General features: G+C 70.7%; 17 protein-coding genes. 9 read left to right on the top strand and 8 right to left on the bottom strand.

The features are described from left to right. The first annotated feature begins 27 nt into the window (after positions 1-27). The 3 genes from cobT to cobC are packed head-to-tail and all read left to right on the top strand — an operon-like array spanning position 28 to position 2,421. The gene (gene cobT / locus SB771_RS05105; RefSeq protein WP_175660267.1) at positions 28-1,083 is read left to right on the top strand and encodes a nicotinate-nucleotide--dimethylbenzimidazole phosphoribosyltransferase; all 1,056 of its coding nucleotides are present in this window, start codon (positions 28-30) and stop codon (positions 1,081-1,083) included. Next, positions 1,073-1,852, top strand: coding sequence for an adenosylcobinamide-GDP ribazoletransferase (locus SB771_RS05100; protein ID WP_175660266.1), 780 nt, complete (start codon positions 1,073-1,075; stop codon positions 1,850-1,852). The genes cobT and SB771_RS05100 overlap by 11 nt, the downstream gene beginning before the upstream one ends. Next, positions 1,837-2,421, top strand: a complete 585-nt coding sequence (gene cobC / locus SB771_RS05095) for an alpha-ribazole phosphatase (RefSeq protein ID WP_175660265.1) — start codon at positions 1,837-1,839, stop codon at positions 2,419-2,421. The genes SB771_RS05100 and cobC overlap by 16 nt, the downstream gene beginning before the upstream one ends. Positions 2,422-2,475: 54 nt before the next feature. On the opposite strand, the gene SB771_RS05090 is transcribed toward cobC, so the two are convergent. From SB771_RS05090 to cobU, 4 genes are read right to left on the bottom strand one after another with little or no spacing between them, the layout of a single operon-like run. Beyond that, a complete protein-coding gene (locus SB771_RS05090) occupies positions 2,476-3,402 on the bottom strand; it encodes a cobalamin-binding protein (RefSeq protein ID WP_175660264.1) in 927 nt (308 codons plus the stop codon). Then, positions 3,399-4,418, bottom strand: coding sequence for a threonine-phosphate decarboxylase CobD (cobD, locus tag SB771_RS05085; RefSeq protein WP_175660263.1), 1,020 nt, complete (start codon positions 4,416-4,418; stop codon positions 3,399-3,401). Before cobD ends, SB771_RS05090 begins: the two co-directional genes overlap by 4 nt. After that, complete coding sequence (cbiB, locus tag SB771_RS05080) at positions 4,411-5,355, bottom strand: adenosylcobinamide-phosphate synthase CbiB (protein WP_175660262.1); 945 nt, start codon at positions 5,353-5,355, stop codon at positions 4,411-4,413. Before cbiB ends, cobD begins: the two co-directional genes overlap by 8 nt. Next, complete coding sequence (cobU, locus tag SB771_RS05075) at positions 5,349-5,909, bottom strand: bifunctional adenosylcobinamide kinase/adenosylcobinamide-phosphate guanylyltransferase (protein ID WP_126228327.1); 561 nt, start codon at positions 5,907-5,909, stop codon at positions 5,349-5,351. The genes cbiB and cobU overlap by 7 nt, the downstream gene beginning before the upstream one ends. Before the next feature lie 75 nt (positions 5,910-5,984). On the opposite strand from cobU, the gene SB771_RS05070 reads away from it, so the two are divergent. The 4 genes from SB771_RS05070 to SB771_RS05055 all read left to right on the top strand — a co-directional run bounded on the left by SB771_RS05070 (position 5,985) and on the right by SB771_RS05055 (position 9,074). Beyond that, a complete protein-coding gene (locus SB771_RS05070; RefSeq protein WP_175660261.1) occupies positions 5,985-7,487 on the top strand; it encodes a cobyric acid synthase in 1,503 nt (500 codons plus the stop codon). Positions 7,488-7,569: 82 nt separating this feature from the next. Beyond that, positions 7,570-7,710, top strand: a complete 141-nt coding sequence (locus tag SB771_RS05065) for a hypothetical protein (protein ID WP_012364465.1) — start codon at positions 7,570-7,572, stop codon at positions 7,708-7,710. Between the two features lie 165 nt (positions 7,711-7,875). Then, positions 7,876-8,289 (top strand): DoxX family protein, encoded by a 414-nt coding sequence (locus SB771_RS05060; protein WP_011657660.1) that lies wholly within the window; start codon positions 7,876-7,878, stop codon positions 8,287-8,289. Between the two features lie 125 nt (positions 8,290-8,414). After that, positions 8,415-9,074, top strand: coding sequence for a ParA family protein (locus SB771_RS05055; protein WP_175660260.1), 660 nt, complete (start codon positions 8,415-8,417; stop codon positions 9,072-9,074). A gap of 234 nt (positions 9,075-9,308) precedes the next feature. Here SB771_RS05055 and panD read toward each other — a convergent pair whose 3' ends face one another. The 4 genes from panD to SB771_RS05035 form a co-directional block, all read right to left on the bottom strand. Continuing rightward, positions 9,309-9,695 (bottom strand): aspartate 1-decarboxylase, encoded by a 387-nt coding sequence (gene panD, locus SB771_RS05050; protein WP_006754524.1) that lies wholly within the window; start codon positions 9,693-9,695, stop codon positions 9,309-9,311. A 41-nt stretch (positions 9,696-9,736) separates the two neighbouring features. After that, the gene (gene panC, locus SB771_RS05045) at positions 9,737-10,576 is read right to left on the bottom strand and encodes a pantoate--beta-alanine ligase (protein ID WP_011657658.1); all 840 of its coding nucleotides are present in this window, start codon (positions 10,574-10,576) and stop codon (positions 9,737-9,739) included. Positions 10,577-10,835: 259 nt separating this feature from the next. After that, positions 10,836-11,708: a segregation and condensation protein A gene (locus SB771_RS05040; protein ID WP_011657657.1), complete on the bottom strand. Its 873-nt coding sequence runs from the start codon at positions 11,706-11,708 to the stop codon at positions 10,836-10,838. 4 nt (positions 11,709-11,712) lie between these two features. Next, the gene (locus tag SB771_RS05035) at positions 11,713-11,901 is read right to left on the bottom strand and encodes a DUF3460 family protein (RefSeq protein WP_006761252.1); all 189 of its coding nucleotides are present in this window, start codon (positions 11,899-11,901) and stop codon (positions 11,713-11,715) included. A 264-nt stretch (positions 11,902-12,165) separates the two neighbouring features. Between SB771_RS05035 and SB771_RS05030 the strand changes: the two genes are divergently transcribed. Both SB771_RS05030 and SB771_RS05025 read left to right on the top strand, forming a co-directional pair. After that, positions 12,166-14,001 carry an autotransporter assembly complex protein TamA gene (locus tag SB771_RS05030; RefSeq protein ID WP_175660259.1) on the top strand — a complete coding sequence of 612 codons (1,836 nt, stop codon included), beginning with the start codon at positions 12,166-12,168 and terminating at the stop codon, positions 13,999-14,001. A gap of 28 nt (positions 14,002-14,029) precedes the next feature. Then, a complete protein-coding gene (locus SB771_RS05025; RefSeq protein WP_175660258.1) occupies positions 14,030-18,112 on the top strand; it encodes a translocation/assembly module TamB domain-containing protein in 4,083 nt (1,360 codons plus the stop codon). Positions 18,113-18,191: the final 79 nt, after the last annotated feature.

The following is an 18,191-nucleotide window of genomic DNA, read 5'->3' as shown; positions in this document are numbered from 1 at the left end:
GGCCGCGCCAACGAGGCAAACCTTCCGATGACGAATCCGACCGACTTCCCGCCCGCGATCGCGCCGCTCGACGACGCGCTGCGCAAGCGCCTGCAGCATGTGATCGACCACAAGACCAAGCCGCCCGGCAGCCTCGGCCAGCTCGAGGCGATCGCGTTGCAGATCGGCCTGATCCAGCGCACCGAGCGGCCGCACGTGCAGCGTCCCGTGACGATCGTGTTCGCCGGCGACCACGGGATCGCGGCCGAGGGCGTGAGCCCGTATCCGCAGGCGGTCACCGCGCAGATGGTCGCGAACTTCCTGGCCGGTGGCGCGGCGATCAATGCGTTCTCGGGTGCCGCGCAGTGCGTGCTCGAAATCGTCGATGCGGGCGTCGCGTCGCCGCTGCCGGTATCCGACCGGCTCGTGTCGCTGCCGGTTGCGCGCGGCACGCGCAACTTCGCGGCCGAACCCGCGATGACGCGCGACGAGGCGGCGAAGGCGCTCGCGGCCGGTGCCGCGCGCGTGCGCCTGCACGCGTCGCTCGGCACGAACGTGATCGGCTTCGGTGAAATGGGGATCGCGAACACGTCGTCGGCCGCGTGCCTGATGAGCCGCCTGCTCGACGTGCCGATCGACGCGTGCGTGGGGCGCGGCACGGGCCTCGACGACCAGGGGCTCGCGCACAAGCGCGCGGTGCTCGGCCGCGCGCTCGTCCGGCATTCGCACGCGATCGCGCCGCTCGACGTGCTCGCGACGTTCGGCGGCTTCGAGATCGCGATGATGACGGGCGCGTATCTCGCGGCCGCGAGCGAGCGGATGACGATCCTCGTCGACGGCTTCATCGCGACGGCCGCGCTGCTCGTTGCCGAGCGCATCGCGCCCGGCGTGCGCGATTACTGCGTGTTCTCGCATGCGTCGCACGAGGCCGGCCACCGGCGCATGCTCGAGCATTTCGGCGCGAAGCCGCTGCTCGCGCTCGACCTGCGGCTCGGCGAAGGCACGGGCGCCGCGCTCGCGCTGCCGCTGGTGCGCGCGGCGGCCGCGTTCCTCACCGAGATGGCGAGCTTCGAATCCGCGGGCGTCGACAATCGTGACGCCTGAGCGCGCGCGCGGCGGCGTACGTGCCGAACTGCGCTACTTCTTCGTCGCGCTCGGCTATTTCACGCGCGTGCCGGTGCCGCGCGCGATCGGCTACGCGGCCGGCGATCTCGATCAGGCCGCGCGTTACTTCCCGCTCGTCGGCGCATGCGTCGGCGCGTGGGGCGCGCTCGTCTATCTCGCGGCGCTGCGCGTGCTGCCCGCGTCGATCGCGGTCGGCCTGTCGATGGCCGCGACGCTGCTCGCGACCGGCGCGTTCCATGAGGATGGCCTGGCCGACAGCTGCGATGCGTTCGGCGGCGGCTATACGCGCGAAGACGTGCTGCGGATCATGCACGACTCGCGCATCGGCACGTTCGGCGCGGCCGCGCTCGTGGTCACGCTCGGCCTGAAATGGCAGGCGCTCGCGGCCATGCCGCCGCTGCGCGCCGCGTGGACGATGGTCGCCGCGCATGCGGCGAGCCGGGCGGCGGCCGTGAGCCTGCTGATGTCGCTCGACTACGTTCGGCCGGAGGGCAAGGCGAAGCCGGTCGCGCAGCGCATGGGTGCGCGCGCGGCGTGGGTCGCGGCCGCATTCGGGCTGCCGTGGCTGTTGTGGCCGGACTGGCGCGCGGGTGTCGCGGCCTTCGTCGCGCTCGTGCTCGTGCGGGCATGGGTGGCCCGCTATTTCGTGAAGCGGATCGGCGGTTATACCGGCGACTGTCTCGGCTTTGCGCAGCAACTGAGTGAACTGGCGATCTATCTGGTGGTGCTCGGATGGATCTCGTCCTGATTCGCCATCCGGCCGTCGATGTCGAGCCGGGCGTGTGCTACGGACGCAGCGACGTGCCGCTCGCCGCGTCGGCCGACGCGGGCGCGCGGGCCGTGCGCGAGCGTCTGGCGGCGCTCGGGGCGCCGTTGCCCGAGCAGCTCTGGACGAGCCCGCTGATACGCTGCGCGTCGGTCGCCGAGCGGCTCGCGCAGGCGTTGCGCGTGCCGCTGCGGCGCGACGCGGGCTGGCAGGAAATGGACTTCGGCGCGTGGGAGCTGCAGCGCTGGGACGATATCGACCGCGCCGCGCTCGATGCGTGGGCGGCCGACCTGATGCATGCGTGCGCGCATGGCGGCGAAAGCGTTGCGCGGTTCGCCGCGCGTGTCGCACGACTCGCGGACGCGGTCGCGCAGACCGACGCGCCGCAATGGGTACTCACGCATGCAGGCGTGATTCGCGTGCTCGCCGCGCACGCGTTGCGTGTGCCGCTCGATACGCTGCTGTCGCGACCGGTGCCGACGGCCGGCGTCGTGTGGTTGCGCGTGGATGGTGCCGCACGCACGTGGGAACTCGTCCACTGGGACGCGTAGGCGAAGCGCATGCTCGCCTGAAGCGCATACGCGGAAGCGCTTCGAAGCCCGGAATCAGCGCGCCGGCCGCCGCGCCCGCGCGGCGTCGAGATCCTCGCACAGCGCGGCCGCGCCTTGCGCGATTCGCGGTGACGGCCGGGTCAGCAGATCGCCGTCGATCGCGAACAGGTTGTTGCGTGCCACGGCCGTCAGCGCGGGCCATGCACGCCAGCGCGCGAGGCTCGGCAGCGGCGCGTCCGAGCGCGTCGCGCCGGCGCTCGTCGTCACGATCGCTTCCGGATTGGCCGCGAGCACGGCCTCGTCGGTGACGCTCGGCGCGAGCGGCTTCAGCGCCGCGAACACGTTGCGTCCGCCGCACAGCGCAATGACTTCGTTGAACAGGTGCGCGCCGTTGAGCGTCGTCAGCGGCCGGTCCCATACCTGGAAGAACATCGTGACGGGGGCGCGCGCCGCGTAGCGTGCGCGCAGCGCCGCGATGTCGCGCGAGAACGATGCCGCGGCCGCGTCGGCGACCGGCGCCGTGCCGAGCAGCGTACCGAGCTGGCGCAGGGACGTCGCCACGTCGTCGAGATGTTTCGGTTCACTGAAGAACAACGGGATGTGCAGCGCCCGCAGCGCATCGGTCTGCCGTTCGGCATTGCCGTGCCGCCAGACGACGATCAGGTCCGGCTTCAGCGCGGCGATCCGCTCGAGGTCGAGCGCCTTGTTGTCGCCGACGCGCGGCACGGCCTGCGCGGCGGGCGGATAGTCGCTGTACGTGACCGTGCCGACCAGCTTCGCGCCGCCGCCGGCTGCGTAGACCAGTTCGGTCGCATGCGGCGCGAGACTGATCACGCGCTGCGCCGGGGCGGGCAGCGTGACGGTATTGCCGGCATCGTCGCGGGCCGTGACGTCGGCGTGCGCGATAGGAGCATGCGCGAGCGCGACCAGCATCGCGAGCGGCGGCAGCGGTCGCAACAGGCGCGACAAGCGAGCGTTCATGCGGATACCTGTTGCAGCATCGGGACGCACTCCGCAAGCGCGCCGGCGACGCGCCGCCATTCGGCTTCGCAGCCCGGCAGGCCGACGCGCACGCTCGACGGTTGCGCGAAGTACCGCGTCCAGATTCCGCGCGCGGCGAGCGCCGCATGCAGCGCGCTAGCGCGCGGGTCGTCGGTCCAACTGAAGAGCGGTGTCGCGTGCACCGCGAAGCCGTGCGTGCGCAACAGCGTGGCGAGTCGTTCGCCGTCGGTCGCGAGGCGTTCGCGCGCGGCCGCCTGCCAGGCGCGATCGGCGAACGCGGCGGTCACTGCATGACGCGCAGGACCGCTGACGGTCCATGCGCCGAGCACGTCGCGCAGCGCGGCGATCAGGTCGGGATGCGCGAGCACGAAGCCCGCGCGAATGCCGGCGAGCCCGAAGAACTTGCCGACCGAGCGCAGCACGACCAGACCCTGACGATCGGTGTACTGCGCGAGCGAGGGCGTGGCGCCCGTATCCGCGAAGGCCTCGTCGACGATCAGCGTGCCGCCGCGTGCCGACAACTGCGCATGCCAGCCGAGCAGCCGTTCAGCCGGCACGCATTCGGCGGTCGGATTATTCGGATTCCCGACGATGACGTGACGCACCGTTGCAGGCAACACGTTCGCGTCGATGTCGAGCGGCACGACGCGATGGCCGTGGCGCGCGAAGGCCGGCGCATATTCGCCATACGCGAGTGCCGCGACGCCGGCGTCGCCGGTGGGCAACAGCGCGGGCAACGCGCGGATCGCGGCCTGGCTGCCGGCGACCGGCAGCACGTGCGCGGCATCGGGCGCGTGATAGTAGCCGGCCGCGCACACGGCGAGCGCATCGCCGTCGTCGGGCAGGCGGCGCCAGGCGTCGGCCGGGACCGGCGGCACCGGATACCCGATCGGATTGATGCCGGTCGACAGGTCGAGCCAGTCGTCGTGCGGAATGCCGTGGCGGCGCGCGGCTTCGTGCAGGTTGCCGCCGTGCGGGATGCGTGCGTCAGACATGATGGGTAGCGAGGATGAGTGCGCCGCTCGCGACGAGCAGCGCGAGCCACAGCGCGAGCGTGCGCGTGACGAGCGACAGCGCGGCGACCACGTGCACGGCCGTCGCGCTCGCGCCGGTGCCGAGCGCGGGACGGTCTTCGATTTCGCCGTGATAGACGGCCGGGCCGCCGAGCTGCACGTTCAGGCTGCCGGCGCCTGCGGCCATCACGGGGCCCGCGTTCGGGCTGTCCCAGTGGCGTGCCTGCGTGCGCCAGCAGCGCCACGCGGCGGCTGTGTCGCCGAGCAGCGCGTAGCTCGCGGCGGTGAGGCGGGCGGGAATCCAGTTGAGCGCGTCGTCGAGGCGCGCGGCGGCCCAGCCGAAGGTCAGGAAGCGCGGCGTGCGGTACCCCCACATCGCGTCGAGCGTGTTCGCGAGCCGGAACAGCAGCGCGCCGGGGCCGCCCGCGACGACGAACCAGAACAGCGCGCCGAAGATCGCGTCGTTGCCGTTCTCGAGCGCCGATTCGACGGCCGCGCGCGACAGCGCGCCTTCGTCGGCTTCGCTCGTGTCGCGCGACACGATGCGCGCGGTCAGCGCGCGTGCGGCGTCGAGATCGTGCCGCAGCAGCGCGGCGGCGATCGGGGCGACGTGGTCGGCGAGGCTCTTCGCGCCGAGCGCGAACCACAGCAGCGCGACGTGCAGCGCGGCCGCGAGCGGCCAGGGCAGCACGGCCACGAGCCACGCGGCCACGGCCACCGGCGGCACCACCGCCGCGACCCATGCGGCGACGCCGACCACGCGGCCGCGCCGCCCCGTGTTCAGCGCGCCTTCGATGCGGCCGGCGAGCCGGCCGAACGCGACGAGCGGATGCCAGCCGGCCGGTTCGCCGACGATGCGATCGACGATCGCGGCCGCGACCGCGAGCATCGCGACGACGGGCAGCGACAGCATCAGCATGACGGCGCTCCGGCCTTGAGCTCGAGCGGCAGCCCGGCCACCAGCAGCGTCACGCGGGTCGCGAGCGCGGCGATGCGCTGGTTCAGGCGCCCGAGCTCGTCGACGTAGCGGCGCGTGACCGACCCGAGCGGCACGACGCCGAGCCCGATTTCATTGCTGACGACGATCACCTTCGCGCGCGCGTTGCGCAACGCGTGTTCGAGCCGCTCGACCTGCGCCGCGTACTGCGCGTCGTCGAGCGGCTCGCCGTCGAGCGGGCACAGCAGGTTCGTGAGCCACAGCGTCAGGCAGTCGACGAGCAGGCACGCGCGCGGATCGTCGAGCCGCGCGAGCGTGCCGGCGAGGTCGACGGGCGCGTCGGCGAAGCCCCAGTTGGCCGGCCGGCGCGCGCGGTGATGCGCGATGCGTTGCTCGAACTCGGCATCGGCGGCGCTCGCGGTTGCGGTCGCGATATAGGTGACGGAGCGGCCGCTGTCGGCGGCGAGCCGCTCGGCGTGCGCGCTCTTGCCCGAGCGCGCGCCGCCGAGGACGAAGGTGAGGTCGTGCGGAATCATCGCGTGATTGTAACGGCGCACGCGCGGCGGCGCGGGCGATAATGCGGCCTTTGCTTCGCCACGACCTTGCACACGATGAACGCACCCGAAGCGCCGCCGCGCGGCACGTTGATGATCCAGGGCACGACGTCCGACGCGGGCAAGAGCACGCTCGTCGCGGGCCTGTGCCGCCTCGCGCGCCGCGCGGGCGCGCGCGTCGCGCCGTTCAAGCCGCAGAACATGGCGCTGAACAGCGCGGTGACGGCCGACGGCGGCGAGATCGGCCGCGCGCAGGCGCTGCAGGCGCTCGCCGCGGGCGTCGCGCCCCATACCGATTTCAACCCGGTGCTGCTGAAGCCGACGAGCGATCGCGGCGCGCAGGTGATCATTCACGGCAAGGCGCGCATGAACCTCGATGCGCGTGCGTACCACGACTACAAGCCGGTCGCGTTCGACGCGGTGCTCGAATCGTACGCGCGGCTGCGCGCCGGCTACGACACGGTGCTCGTCGAAGGGGCGGGCAGCCCGGCCGAGATCAACCTGCGCGAAGGCGACATCGCGAACATGGGCTTCGCCGAACGCGTGGACTGCCCGGTCGTGCTTGTGGCCGACATCGATCGCGGCGGCGTATTCGCGCATCTGGTCGGCACGCTCGCGTGCCTGTCGGACAGCGAGCGTGCGCGCGTGCGCGGTTTCGTCATCAACCGCTTTCGCGGCGACATCAAGCTGCTCGAACCGGGCCTCGACTGGCTGCGCGCGCAGACGGGCAAGCCGGTGTTCGGCGTGCTGCCGTACCTGCACGGGCTGCTGCTCGACGCCGAGGACATGCTGCCGTCGCAGGCACGCAGCGCCGCCGCGCGCGGCGACGCCGGCGTGCTGCGCGTGGTGGTGCCCGCGCTGCCGCGGATCAGCAACCACACCGATTTCGATCCGCTGCGCGCGCATCCGCAGGTCGAGTTCACGTACTGGAAGAGCGGCCCGGTGCCGGACGCCGACCTGCTGATCCTGCCCGGCTCGAAGAGCGTGCAGCGCGATCTCGCGTGGCTGCGCGACACGGGCTGGGACGCGGGGATCCGCCGGCACCTGCGCTATGGCGGCAAGGTGATCGGCATCTGCGGCGGGATGCAGATGCTCGGCCGCACGCTCGACGATCCGCTGGGCCTCGAGGGCACGCCGGGCAGCGTGCCGGGGCTCGGGCTGCTCGACTTCGACACGACGCTGCAGCCGGACAAGACGCTGAAGAACGTGACCGGGCATCTCGCACTGCCCGGCGCGGCCGCCGTGCACGGCTACGAGATCCACATGGGCGACACGCGCGGGCCGGCGCTCGCGGCGCCCGCGCTGACGCTGGCGGCGGGCGACGCACCGGGCGCCGTGCGCACGGACGGCGCGGTGTCGGCCGACGGGCAGATCCTCGCGACCTACGTGCACGGGCTGTTCGACGCGCCTGACGCGTGCGCGGCGCTGCTCGCGTGGGCCGGGCTCGACGGCGCGGAACGCATCGACTATCCGGCGCTGCGCGAAGCGTCGCTGGAGCGGCTGGCCGATTCGTTCGCCGAGCATCTCGACCTGCGCGCGCTGTATGCCGAATTCCGCTGACGCACGGCGCGGCCGGCCTGGCATTTTGCGCAGGATCGCGTACAACTCAGGTGGGCGGAGGTCCGCCCGAAGGAGCGCGACGATGAAGGCTCGATGGTGGTTGAGCGTGCTGCTCGCGGCGCTGCTGGGCGCGTCGGCGCTTGCGCACGCGTGCGACTCGTATGCACCGGGCGGCGGTCCGGCCGGCTCGGGCGACGCAACACAAGGCAAGAGCGGCGGCTGACAGCCGTAGCCGAGACAGGACGACGCAGGGCATGATCGGTCATGCCCTTTTTTATGGCCTGATTCGTTCTCGTTGGGAATCAATTAAAGCGCTGGTGCGTGTTTATCGGCCGAATCGATTCGAATAGAGTGCATCCGTTCTCAGCCACTCACGAAGGATTTCGCCATGAACCCCAATCGCCTCAACGATCTCGGCGCGACGCTGCTGCGTGTCGCACTCGGCGTGTTGTATCTCGCGCACGTCGCGCAGAAGGTGTTCGTCTTCACGCTGCCCGGCACCGCGCAGTTCTTCGCGTCGATCGGCCTGCCGGGCTGGCTCGCGTACGTGACGACGTTCGTCGAACTGGCCGGCGGCCTTGCGCTGCTGGCGGGCTTCCGCGTGCGCGTCGTCGCGCTCGTGCTGCTGCCGTTCATGCTCGGCGCGGTGTCCGCGCATCTGCCGAACGGCTGGAGCTTCGGGTCGCCGCACGGCGGCTGGGAATACCCGGCGTTCTGGGCCGTCACGCTGGCCGTGCAGGCGTTGCTGGGTGGCGGCGCGTTCGCGCTCGGCGCACCGCGCACCGCGACGCGCACCGCATAAACGGGGCGGGCATCGGCGCGACCCGTTCCGGTGACCCCCCGTTTGCCGATATCATCGCTCCCTGTATCCGCAATCGAGCGGCGCCTGCGAGGCGGCAGGCGCCGCGCGGCTTTTTGGGGGAATTCATGACGGTCATCGTGGTGGCGAATCCGAAGGGCGGCGTGGGGAAGAGCACGCTGTCCACCAATCTTGCCGGCTATTTCGCGGCGCAGGGCGCGTGGGTCGCGCTCGCCGATCTCGATCGGCAGCAGTCCGCGCATGCGTGGCTCGACCTGCGGCCGGCCGGCCTGCCGGCGATCGAGGCGTGGGCGCTCGATCCGGACGCGCCGTCGAAGCCGCCGCGCGGCCTCGAATATGCGGTGATCGACACGCCGGCCGGCCTGCACGGCAACCGGCTCAGCGTCGCGCTGCAGCTCGCCGACAAGATCATCGTGCCGCTGCAGCCGTCGATGTTCGATATCCTCGCGACCCAGCAGTTTCTGGAGCGCCTCGCCGGCGAGAAGGCCGTGCGCAAGGGCAGCGTGGAGGTCGGGATCGTCGGGATGCGGGTCGACGCGCGCACGCGCTCGTCCGACCAGCTGCATCGTTTCGTCGAGGGGCTCGGGCTGCCGGTGCTCGGCTACGTGCGCGACACGCAGAACTACGTGCAGATCGCCGCGCACGGCCTGACGCTGTGGGACGTCGCGAAGAGCCGCGTCGAGAAGGATCTCGAGCAGTGGCGCCCGATCGTCGAATGGGCCGAGCGGCGCGCGCCGAAAGCGGAGAAGGTCGGCAAGGCGTCCTGACCGGGCTGGGCGAACCCGGGCGGACCCGGCCAACCCGGCCCAACCCGGCCCAACCCGGCCCAACCCAGCGGCGGAGAAGCGGCGAACTCGATCGAATGACGAAGGGCCTGATCCGGCATCGCGCCGGATCAGGCCCTTCGTACGTCTACGGCTGCACGACACCGGCAGCAACGGCGCGCGGGGCGCCGCGATACAACAAGCCAGCGTGTCGCGACACGCCGGCGGCCGCGTGGATCAGGTCCAGTTCTGCGTCGGCACGTGATCGCGGTGGCCCTTGATCTTGTTGCCTTCGTCGATGAACACGAGCTTCGGCTTCCAGCCGGCCTGCAGCTCGGCTTCGTCGACCATCGCGAACGCCGCGATGATCACGAGGTCGCCGAGTTGGGCGCGGCGCGCGGCCGAGCCGTTCAGCGAGATCATCCCGCTGCCGCGCTCGCCCTTGATCGCATACGTCGAGAATCGCTCGCCGTTGTTGATGTTCCAGATGTCGATCCGTTCGTTTTCGACGAGGTTCGCCGCTTCGAGCAGGTCTTCGTCGATCGCGCACGAGCCTTCGTAATGCAGCTCGCAGTGCGTGACGGCCGCGCGGTGGATCTTCGATTTGAGCATGTGGCGCTGCATGGTATCTCCGTGATGCGTGAGAGGCGAGGGCGGGCGGCCCGTCAGATTTCCAGGTTGTCGATCAGGCGCGTCGCGCCGAGCTTCGCGGCCGCGAGCACGACGAGCGGCTCGCCGGCTTCGAGCTCGGCGGCGCTCGGCGCGATCAGGTTCGCGCGGCGGCGGATCGAGATGTAGTCGGGCGCCCAGCCGCGCTCGGCCAGGTGCGCGCGCGCGGTCTGCTCGAGCTTGCCGAGGTCGCGTTCGCCGCCGAGCACGCCGTCGCGCACACGCTGCAGCGTTTTCGCGAGTTCGGGCGCTTCCTTGCGCTCGTCGGTCGTCAGATAGCGGTTGCGCGACGACAGCGCGAGGCCGTCCTCGTCACGCACGGTCTCGGCCGCGATGATGTCGACCGGCAGCGCGAGCTGCTGGCACATCCGGCGCACGATCATCAGCTGCTGGTAGTCCTTCTTGCCGAACACGGCGACGCGCGGCTGCACGCAGGACATCAGCTTCGTGACGACCGTGCACACGCCGGCGAAGAAGCCGGGGCGGAACTCGCCCTCGAGGATCCCGCCGAGGTCGTCCGGCGGCAGCACGCGGTACTCCTGCGGCTCCGGATACATGTCGCGCTCGGTCGGCGCGAACAGCACGTAGACGTTTTCCTTCTGCAGCTTCTCGATGTCGTCCTGCAGCGTGCGCGGATATTTGTCGAAATCCTCGTTCGGGCCGAACTGCAGCCGGTTGACGAAGATGCTCGCCACGACCGGGTCGCCGTGCTGGCGCGCGAGGCGCATCAGCGACAGGTGACCTTCGTGCAGGTTGCCCATCGTCGGCACGAACGCCGTGCGGTTCTGGCCGCGCAACTGGTCGCGCAGTTCCTGGATCGAGCTGATGACTTTCATGATCGGGTAGCGGGTTCCTCGCGCATGCGCGCGTTGGCGCCGCAACAGCGGCGTCGGGGTCGAAGCGGAGAACGCCGGCGCGCGGGCGGCGCATCGGGCGTCGGCGGATTGTAGAGGATTTGGCCGCCGGGCGCACCGAAAAAAGTACGGTCGTTCACTTTTTAGTCGGGCGTGCCGCTGGCCGGCCGCGCGGGCGGGCCCGGCGGCGGAATACGGTATGTGGCGGTGTGCGGGGACAGCGCGGGCGCGGCGGCCCGCGTTATGCGGGCAGGTAGGCGAGGCGCACGTAGATCGGCGCGAACGGTTCGGCCTGCGTGATCTCGAGCAGCGATTCGCGCGCAAGCTCGAGCATCGCGATGAAGTTCACGACGACGACCGGCACGCCGCGCGACGTGTCGAACAGGTCGGCGAACTCCATGAAGCGCGCATTCTGCAGCCGGCGCAGGATCAGGCTCATGTGTTCGCGCACCGACAGCTCCTCGCGGGAGATCTTGTGGTGCTGGACGAGCTTCGCGCGTTTGAGCACGTCGGCCCACGCGGCGCGCAGGTCGTTCGAATCGACGTCCGGGAAGCGCGGCGTGGTGCTCTGCTCGATGTAGACCTCGGCGCGCAGGAAGTCGCGGCCGAGCTGCGGCAGTTGGTCGAGGCGCTGCGCGGCAAGTTTCATCTGCTCGTACTCGAGCAGGCGGCGCACGAGCTCCGCGCGCGGATCCTCGGCTTCCTCGCCGGTGTCGGCCTTCTTGACCGGCAGCAGCATCCGCGACTTGATTTCGATCAGCATCGCGGCCATCAGCAGGTATTCGGCGGCCAGCTCGAGGTTCGACGTGCGGATCTGGTCGACATAACCCAGATACTGCGCGGTGACCTGCGCCATCGGGATGTCGAGCACGTTGAAGTTCTGCTTGCGGATCAGGTAAAGCAGCAGGTCGAGCGGGCCTTCGAACGTCTCGAGGAAGATCTCGAGCGCATCGGGCGGGATGTAGAGATCCTGCGGCAGCTTGAAGAGCGGCTCGCCGTACAGGCGCGCGAACGCCGCGACGCCGTCGACCGTGTCGGGCGTCGAATCGGCGCCCGCAGGCGCGGCGATCGCGTCGTCCTGGCGGGCGGCGCTGGCCTCGTCGGCGGCGCTCACGTGCTTAGAAGTTCTGGTAGTAGACGTAGGACGTTTGCTTCACGCGCGATTCCTGCTGCTCGGCGCGCTCGTCGAGGTCGATCGGCTGCTTGTCCCACAGCAGGGAGCGGCCCTTGCGTTGCTCGGCTTCGAGCGTCGGCTTCTGTTGCTTGAGCTGATTCAGGAATTGCGTGACGTCGGACTGGTACGGCATGGCTTGGCTTTCCGTTTCAGGGGGCGCACGATGCGCCGGATTCTCGATGGCGGGATTTTACCGCATCGCGGGGAACAGCCGGCGGCAATCGCGCGTCGAATCCGCTGGCCGGCGCGTGCGGCGTGACTGCCCACGCGTGACCGGCCGGTCACGCGCGTCGTTGCGCGCAAGCGTCAAAGCGGCGCCGGCGCGGGCAGGGATGCCGCCCTGTGGTCAAATACAGGGCTTTCCACGAAACCATGACAACCGAGGGCGAGGTCATATTTGGCGGGTCAGGCGAACCAGCAAGCATATCCGGCGCATGAGGCGGCGCCGCGCGAACCGTGCGCGGCCCGGCACGCGGGTGATCGCGCGCGGCGCGGCGTCGCTGCCGCGGCCCGGGCCGCCCTCGTGGGCTGTCTCGCCGCGTGCGTCGTATCGCCGGCCTACGCGAAGTACGACGTCGACATCGACGCGCCGCGCTCGATCCGCAAGCTCCTGAAGGCCCATCTCGATATTGCGCGCTTCGCGAAGCGCGACGACATCAGCGACGACCAGTTCGACTTCCTCGTGACCGCCACGCCGCAGCAGGTTCGCGACCTGGCCGCGACGGCCGGCTATTTTTCGCCGGTCGTGCGCACCGACGTGCGCACGCGCGACGGCAAGCGCGACGTGCGCGTCGCCGTCGATCCGGGGCCGCAGACCGTCGTGTCGACGGTCGACCTGACGTTCAAGGGGCCCGTCGACACCGAGGATCCGAAGCAGGAGACCGCGACCCGCTTCGCGTTCTCGCTGAAGCCCGGCGATCCGTTCACGCAGTCCGGCTGGGACACCGCAAAGGGCGAGGCGCTCAAGCAATTGCAGTCGCGCCGCTACCTGGGCGCGAAGATCACGTCGTCGGAGGCGCGCATCGATCCGCGCACGCAGCGCGCGACGCTGGCCGTCGCGTTCGACAGCGGCCCGACATTTACGATTGGCAAGGTTGATGTCGACGGCGTGCGCCGCTATCCGGAGAAGATCGTCACCAACGTGAACCCGCTGTCCGAAGGCGAGATCTACGACGCGCGGCGCATCACCGAGCTGCAGCGGCAACTGCAGAACACGCCGTACTACGCGAGCGTCGCGATCGACGTCGGCGACGATACGTCGAAGCCCGAGCTCACGCCCGTGCACGTGAAGGTCAGCGAGTTCCCGTACAACAACATTCGCGGCGGCGTCGGCTACGCGACCGACACGGGCCCGCACGTGCAGGGCTCGTACACGTACCTCGACACGTTCGGCGCCGCATGGCCGTTCACCGTGTCGGGCCGGGTCGACCAGATCCAGCAGTACGGCCAGGTACAGCTGTCGATGCCGCCCGGCGAGAAAGGGTGGACCAACAGCGTGCTCGCGTCGTACACGAACACCAACGTGTCGGACACGCGCATCTACAGCGCGCGGATCGGCGCGCAGCGCACGCGCACCGGCCAGTTCATCGACTACGCGTACTCGCTGATGTACTACCAGGACCGGCTCGACCAGAACGGCGCGGGCCCGACCACGAGCCGCGCGCTGGTGCCGCAGTGGTCGTGGACGCGCCGCAACGTCGACGATCCGCTGTTCCCGCGCTCGGGCAACCTGATCCACGCGGAGGCCGGCTTCGCGATCAAGGGCGTGCTGACCGACCAGACCTTCATCCGCGGTTACGCGCGCGGCCAGCAGTACGTGCCGATCGGCAAGCGCGACCTGTTCGTGTTCCGCGCGGAGCTCGGCGGCGTGTTCACGAGCGGCAGCTCGACCGGCGTGCCGGCGTCGCTGCTGTTCCGCGCGGGCGGCTCGAACTCGGTGCGCGGCTACGGCTACCAGAGCATCGGCAACAGCGTCGCCGGCTCCGTGCTGCCGACCAAGTACCTGATGACGGGCACCGCCGAATACCAGCACTGGTTTAACCGCGACTGGGGCGCCGCGACGTTCTTCGACATCGGCACCGCGACCGATGCGTGGGGCGAGAAGGTGTTCTATCCGGGTGTCGGCATCGGCGCGCGCTGGCGCAGCCCGGTCGGCCCGATCAACGTCGACGTCGCGTACGGGCTGCGCAACCACAGCGTGCGCCCGTATCTGACGCTCGGCATCGCTTTCTGACCTTATTGCCCGATCCACGACGAACCGCATGACGAAGGACCCGAACGACACGCCGCCGCCTCACGATCCGGATTCGCCCGAGCGCGCGCCCGACGCGCCGCCGCGCGCACCGCGCCGCGGGCGGGCGGTCCGGGTCGTCGCGTGGACGCTCGCGACGGTCGTGCTGCTCGTCGTGCTGGCGGTCGGGCTCGTGCTCGCCGCCGCGACGACCGAGCGCGGCACGCGGCTCGCCTGGCAGACGGCCGTGCGCGTGCTGGGCGCTCGGCTGACGGGCACGCTGGACGGCGGCGCGCTCGCGACCGGCGTGCGGCTGCGCGGCTTCGCGTGGACGAGCCCCGGCGGCGCCGGCACCGAAGTGCGGATCGACCGGCTCGAGGGCCGCTGGGCGCTGACCCGCGCGCCGTGGCGACTGTCGGTCGCGTACCTGCGCGCGGGCACGATCGACGTGCGGATCGTGCCGGGGCCGTCGAAACCGGCCACGACACCGCAGGACCTGAGCCTGCCGCTGCAGGTGCGAATCGATGACCTGCGCGTCGATCACCTGGCGATCCACGAAGGCGGCTCGACGACGCAGCTCGACCATCTCGCGCTGAACGGCCGCAGCGACGGCCGTCACCATGAGCTCGCGCTCGACGGCGTCGACACGCCGTACGGCGCGCTCACCGCGCGCGCGAAGCTCGACGGCGTGAAGCCGTTCGCGCTGACGGGCAACGCGACCTACGTGGGCAAGCTCGCCGACGAAGCGGTCAACGCGAGCGCGAACGTGTCGGGTTCGCTCGAGGCACTAGTTGCCGACGTCGCCGCGAGCGGCATGAAGCTGAACGGGCGCGCGCACGTCGAGGCCGCGCCGTTCGGCGCGGTGCCGCTCACGCGGGCGTCGATCGCGTTCGAGCACGTGAACCCGCAGGCGATTTCGCCGGGCGCGCCGGCCGCCGATCTCGCGGTGCGCGCGGAGCTGGCGCCCGTGACCGCGCCGGCCGGCGCCGCACCGGCGAAGGGCTTCGCGGTGACGGGCCCCGTGTCGATCGTCAACGCGAAGCCCGGCTTGCTCGGCGAGCATCTGTTGCCGGTCGTCGACGCGCATGCGACCGTGAATCTCGACGCGCATGCGCAGCGGATCGACGGCCTCGCGCTGAAGCTGATCCGCGACGGCAGCGTGACCGGCGGCGGCACGCTGACGGGCGGCAAGGGCCGCTTCGACCTGCAGGTCGCGAATCTCGACCTCAATGCATTCGTCGCGCAATTGCGGCCGATGCGCCTCGGCGGCCCGCTCGGCGTGACGCTCGCGGGCGACGTGACGACCGTCGACTTCAACCTGAACGATCCGAAGCTCGCGCTCGGCGCGCGCGCGAAGGTCGCGCTGACGGCGCAGCAGACGGTGCTGACCGATGCGCGCGTGACGGCCGGCAAGGGCCGGATCGACCTGACGGGCGTGTTCCGCCACGACGCGCATTCGAGCTACGACGCGAAGGCGACGCTGACGGCGTTCGATCCGCTGCTGCTCGCCGCGATGAATGCGCCAGGCGCGGCTGGCGGCAAGCCGGCGGCAAAAACGGCTGCGAAGACCGCAAAGACGGCGAACGCGGCCAAAGCGACCAAGGCGCCGGTCAAGCACGGCGAGACGCGCGTATCGGGCACGCTGACGGCCTCCGGCGCGTTCGCGCCGCAGGTGTCGACGAAGGCGACCTTCAAGCTCGGCGACAGCCTGTACGACGGCGTGCCGCTGACCGGCGCCGGCGTCGTGCAGCTGGTCGGCCCGCGGATCCTGCCGAGCAACGCGACCCTGTCGATCGCGGGCAACCACGTCGACCTGCGCGGCAGCTTCGGCGCGCCGGGCGACCGGTTGCGCTTCGTCGTCGATGCGCCGCAGCTCGACCGGCTCGGCTTCGGCATGCAGGGCCTGGTGCAGGCGCAGGGCGAGCTGACCGGCAGCTTCGCGCATCCGAACGTGATGGGCACCTACAAGGCTCAGCACGTCGTGGTCGGCTCGAACCGGATCGGCGCCGCGCAGGGCCGCGCCGACATCCGCGACGGCGCGCACGGCGCGCTCGTGTTCACGGCTGATGCGACCGACCTCGCGCTCGGCTCGCTGCAATTGAAATCGCTGCGCGCGAACCTCGACGGCACGCGCGCGAAGCACACGCTCGATGCGTCGGCGATGGGGATCGCCGACGGCCGCGTGATCAATCTGACGCTCGCGGCGAACGGCGGCGTGGTCGAGAACCGCGACGGGATGCGCTGGGACGGCACCGTCACGCGCCTCGCGAACCGCGGCACGCCGGCGCTCGCGCTGCAGGCGCCGCTCACCATATCGGCCGGTGCCGGCCGCGTGACGCTCGGCGCGACGCGGCTCACGCTCGAAGGCGCGTCGATCGACCTGAAGTCGTTCGTGTTCGATCGCGGCCAGATGCGCTCGGCAGGCTCCGTGCGCGATGCATCGGTCGCGCGTTTCTTCGAAGTCCGCCAGGCGCTGACGGGCCAGCGGCCGCCGGTGCGTACCGACGTCGTGCTCGATGCCGACTGGGACTTCTCGCTCGGCGCGAATGCGACCGGCCATGTGCAGATGAAACGGCGCGGCGGCGACGTGACGATCGAGAGCGGCCGCGGCATCGCGTCGCTCGGGCTGACCGACCTGTCCGCGCGCGCGAGCTTCGCACCCGGCAACCGGCTCAACGTGGTGGCGCTCGCGAAGGCGAACCGGATCGGCACGCTCGCCGCGAACGTCACCGTCCCGTTCGCGCTGCGCGACGGCGTGTTCGGCGTCGTCGACGATGGTCCGCTGTCGGGCCGCATCGACGCCGATATCCCGTCGCTGAAGGCGACCGGCAACCTGTTCGGGCCGAGCTACCTGCTCGGCGGGCGCGCGGCGCTGCACCTGACGGTCGCGGGCACGCCGGTGAAGCCGAACGTGTCGGGGAGCCTCACGGGCGACGACCTGTCCGCGACGCTGGTCGACCAGGGCGTGCAGCTGAAGGACGGCATCGTGCGCGTGAAGCTCGCGGAGAACCTCGTCGAATTCCAGCAGGTCGAGTTCCACGGCGGCGACGGCACGCTGCGCGCGATCGGCCGCGTGCGTCTCGACGGCGAGGCGCCGGACCTGACCGCGAGCATCGTCGCGGACAAGCTCGAGTTGTTCGCGGCGCCGGACCGCAAGCTGTCGCTGTCGGGCAAGGCGACCGTCGCGAACGACGGGCCGCGCGGCGCGCTGGCGATCAACGGCAAGTTCGTCGTCGACCGCGCGCTGTTCGACCTGCCGGAGGACGGCGCGCCACATCTGTCCGACGACGTCGTGATCGTGCGCCCGGACGGCACGGTGCGCGGCGACGTGCAGACGGGCACCGCGGTCGCGAAGCCGCTGAAGGTCGATGAAAAGCCGGCGCCGTCGCTCGCGCCGCGCGCCAACATCGACATCGGCCTCGGCAACAACTTCCGCTTCCGGGGCCACGGCGCGGACCTCGGGCTGCGCGGCACGATCACCGTGATGAGCGCGCCGGGCGTGCCGCTGCGCGCGGTCGGCAACGTGCGCGTGACGGAGGGGTCGACCTATACGTCGTTCGGCCGCAAGCTCGCGGTCGAGAACGGTTTCTTCACGTTCAACGGCCCGGTGTCGAATCCGGGCATCAACATCCTCGCGATGCGGCGCAACCAGGAGGTCGAGGCCGGCGTGCAGGTCATCGGCACGATCCAGTCGCCGACGGTCAAGCTCGTGTCCGAGCCGAACGTCACCGACAACGAGAAGCTGTCGTGGCTGCTGTTCGGTCACGGCACCGACCAGGGCAACAACGTCGGCCAGCAGAATGCGATGACCGCCGCGCTTGCGCTGCTCGGCAGCGCGACCGGCAAGCGGGTCGCGCAGAGCATCGGCCTCGACGAATTCTCGATCGGCCGCAGCGATGTCGGCCTGACCGATGCGCAGGTCGTGCAGATCTCGAAGGCGATCAACGAGCGCTTCGTGCTCGGTTACGAGCAAGGGCTGCAATCGGCGAGCAACGCGTTCAAGGCGACCATCAACCTGACGCGCTTCTGGTCGGTGTCCGCGTATGGCGGCACGTTCCAGGGCGTCGACCTGAACTACACGCGGCGCTTCGATCGCTGGTTCAGCCAGCGGTGATGAAGGGGCGCGGTCCCGCCGCGCCATGAAAAAAAGCCCCGCACGGATCGTGCGAGGCTTTCTTGCTCAGGGAGCGGCG

The organism is Burkholderia sp. SIMBA_051 (genome assembly GCF_046534915.1).
Classification (GTDB): Bacteria; Pseudomonadota; Gammaproteobacteria; order Burkholderiales; family Burkholderiaceae; genus Burkholderia; species Burkholderia ambifaria.
The sequence above is the reverse complement of the archived record's forward strand: the minus strand, read 5'-3'. Positions and strand labels throughout refer to the sequence as shown.

Coding starts and splice junctions, on each gene's coding strand:
- cobD (WP_175660263.1), bottom strand. CDS start 4,418: ATGTCTGACGCACGCATCCCGCACGGCGGCAACCTGCACGAAGCCGCG.
- SB771_RS05035 (WP_006761252.1), bottom strand. CDS start 11,901: ATGCCGTACCAGTCCGACGTCACGCAATTCCTGAATCAGCTCAAGCAA.
- panD (WP_006754524.1), bottom strand. CDS start 9,695: ATGCAGCGCCACATGCTCAAATCGAAGATCCACCGCGCGGCCGTCACG.
- SB771_RS05060 (WP_011657660.1), top strand. CDS start 7,876: ATGAACCCCAATCGCCTCAACGATCTCGGCGCGACGCTGCTGCGTGTC.
- cobT (WP_175660267.1), top strand. CDS start 28: ATGACGAATCCGACCGACTTCCCGCCCGCGATCGCGCCGCTCGACGAC.
- cobC (WP_175660265.1), top strand. CDS start 1,837: ATGGATCTCGTCCTGATTCGCCATCCGGCCGTCGATGTCGAGCCGGGC.
- SB771_RS05070 (WP_175660261.1), top strand. CDS start 5,985: ATGAACGCACCCGAAGCGCCGCCGCGCGGCACGTTGATGATCCAGGGC.
- SB771_RS05065 (WP_012364465.1), top strand. CDS start 7,570: ATGAAGGCTCGATGGTGGTTGAGCGTGCTGCTCGCGGCGCTGCTGGGC.
- SB771_RS05055 (WP_175660260.1), top strand. CDS start 8,415: ATGACGGTCATCGTGGTGGCGAATCCGAAGGGCGGCGTGGGGAAGAGC.
- cbiB (WP_175660262.1), bottom strand. CDS start 5,355: ATGCTGATGCTGTCGCTGCCCGTCGTCGCGATGCTCGCGGTCGCGGCC.
- cobU (WP_126228327.1), bottom strand. CDS start 5,909: ATGATTCCGCACGACCTCACCTTCGTCCTCGGCGGCGCGCGCTCGGGC.
- SB771_RS05090 (WP_175660264.1), bottom strand. CDS start 3,402: ATGAACGCTCGCTTGTCGCGCCTGTTGCGACCGCTGCCGCCGCTCGCG.
- SB771_RS05025 (WP_175660258.1), top strand. CDS start 14,030: ATGACGAAGGACCCGAACGACACGCCGCCGCCTCACGATCCGGATTCG.
- panC (WP_011657658.1), bottom strand. CDS start 10,576: ATGAAAGTCATCAGCTCGATCCAGGAACTGCGCGACCAGTTGCGCGGC.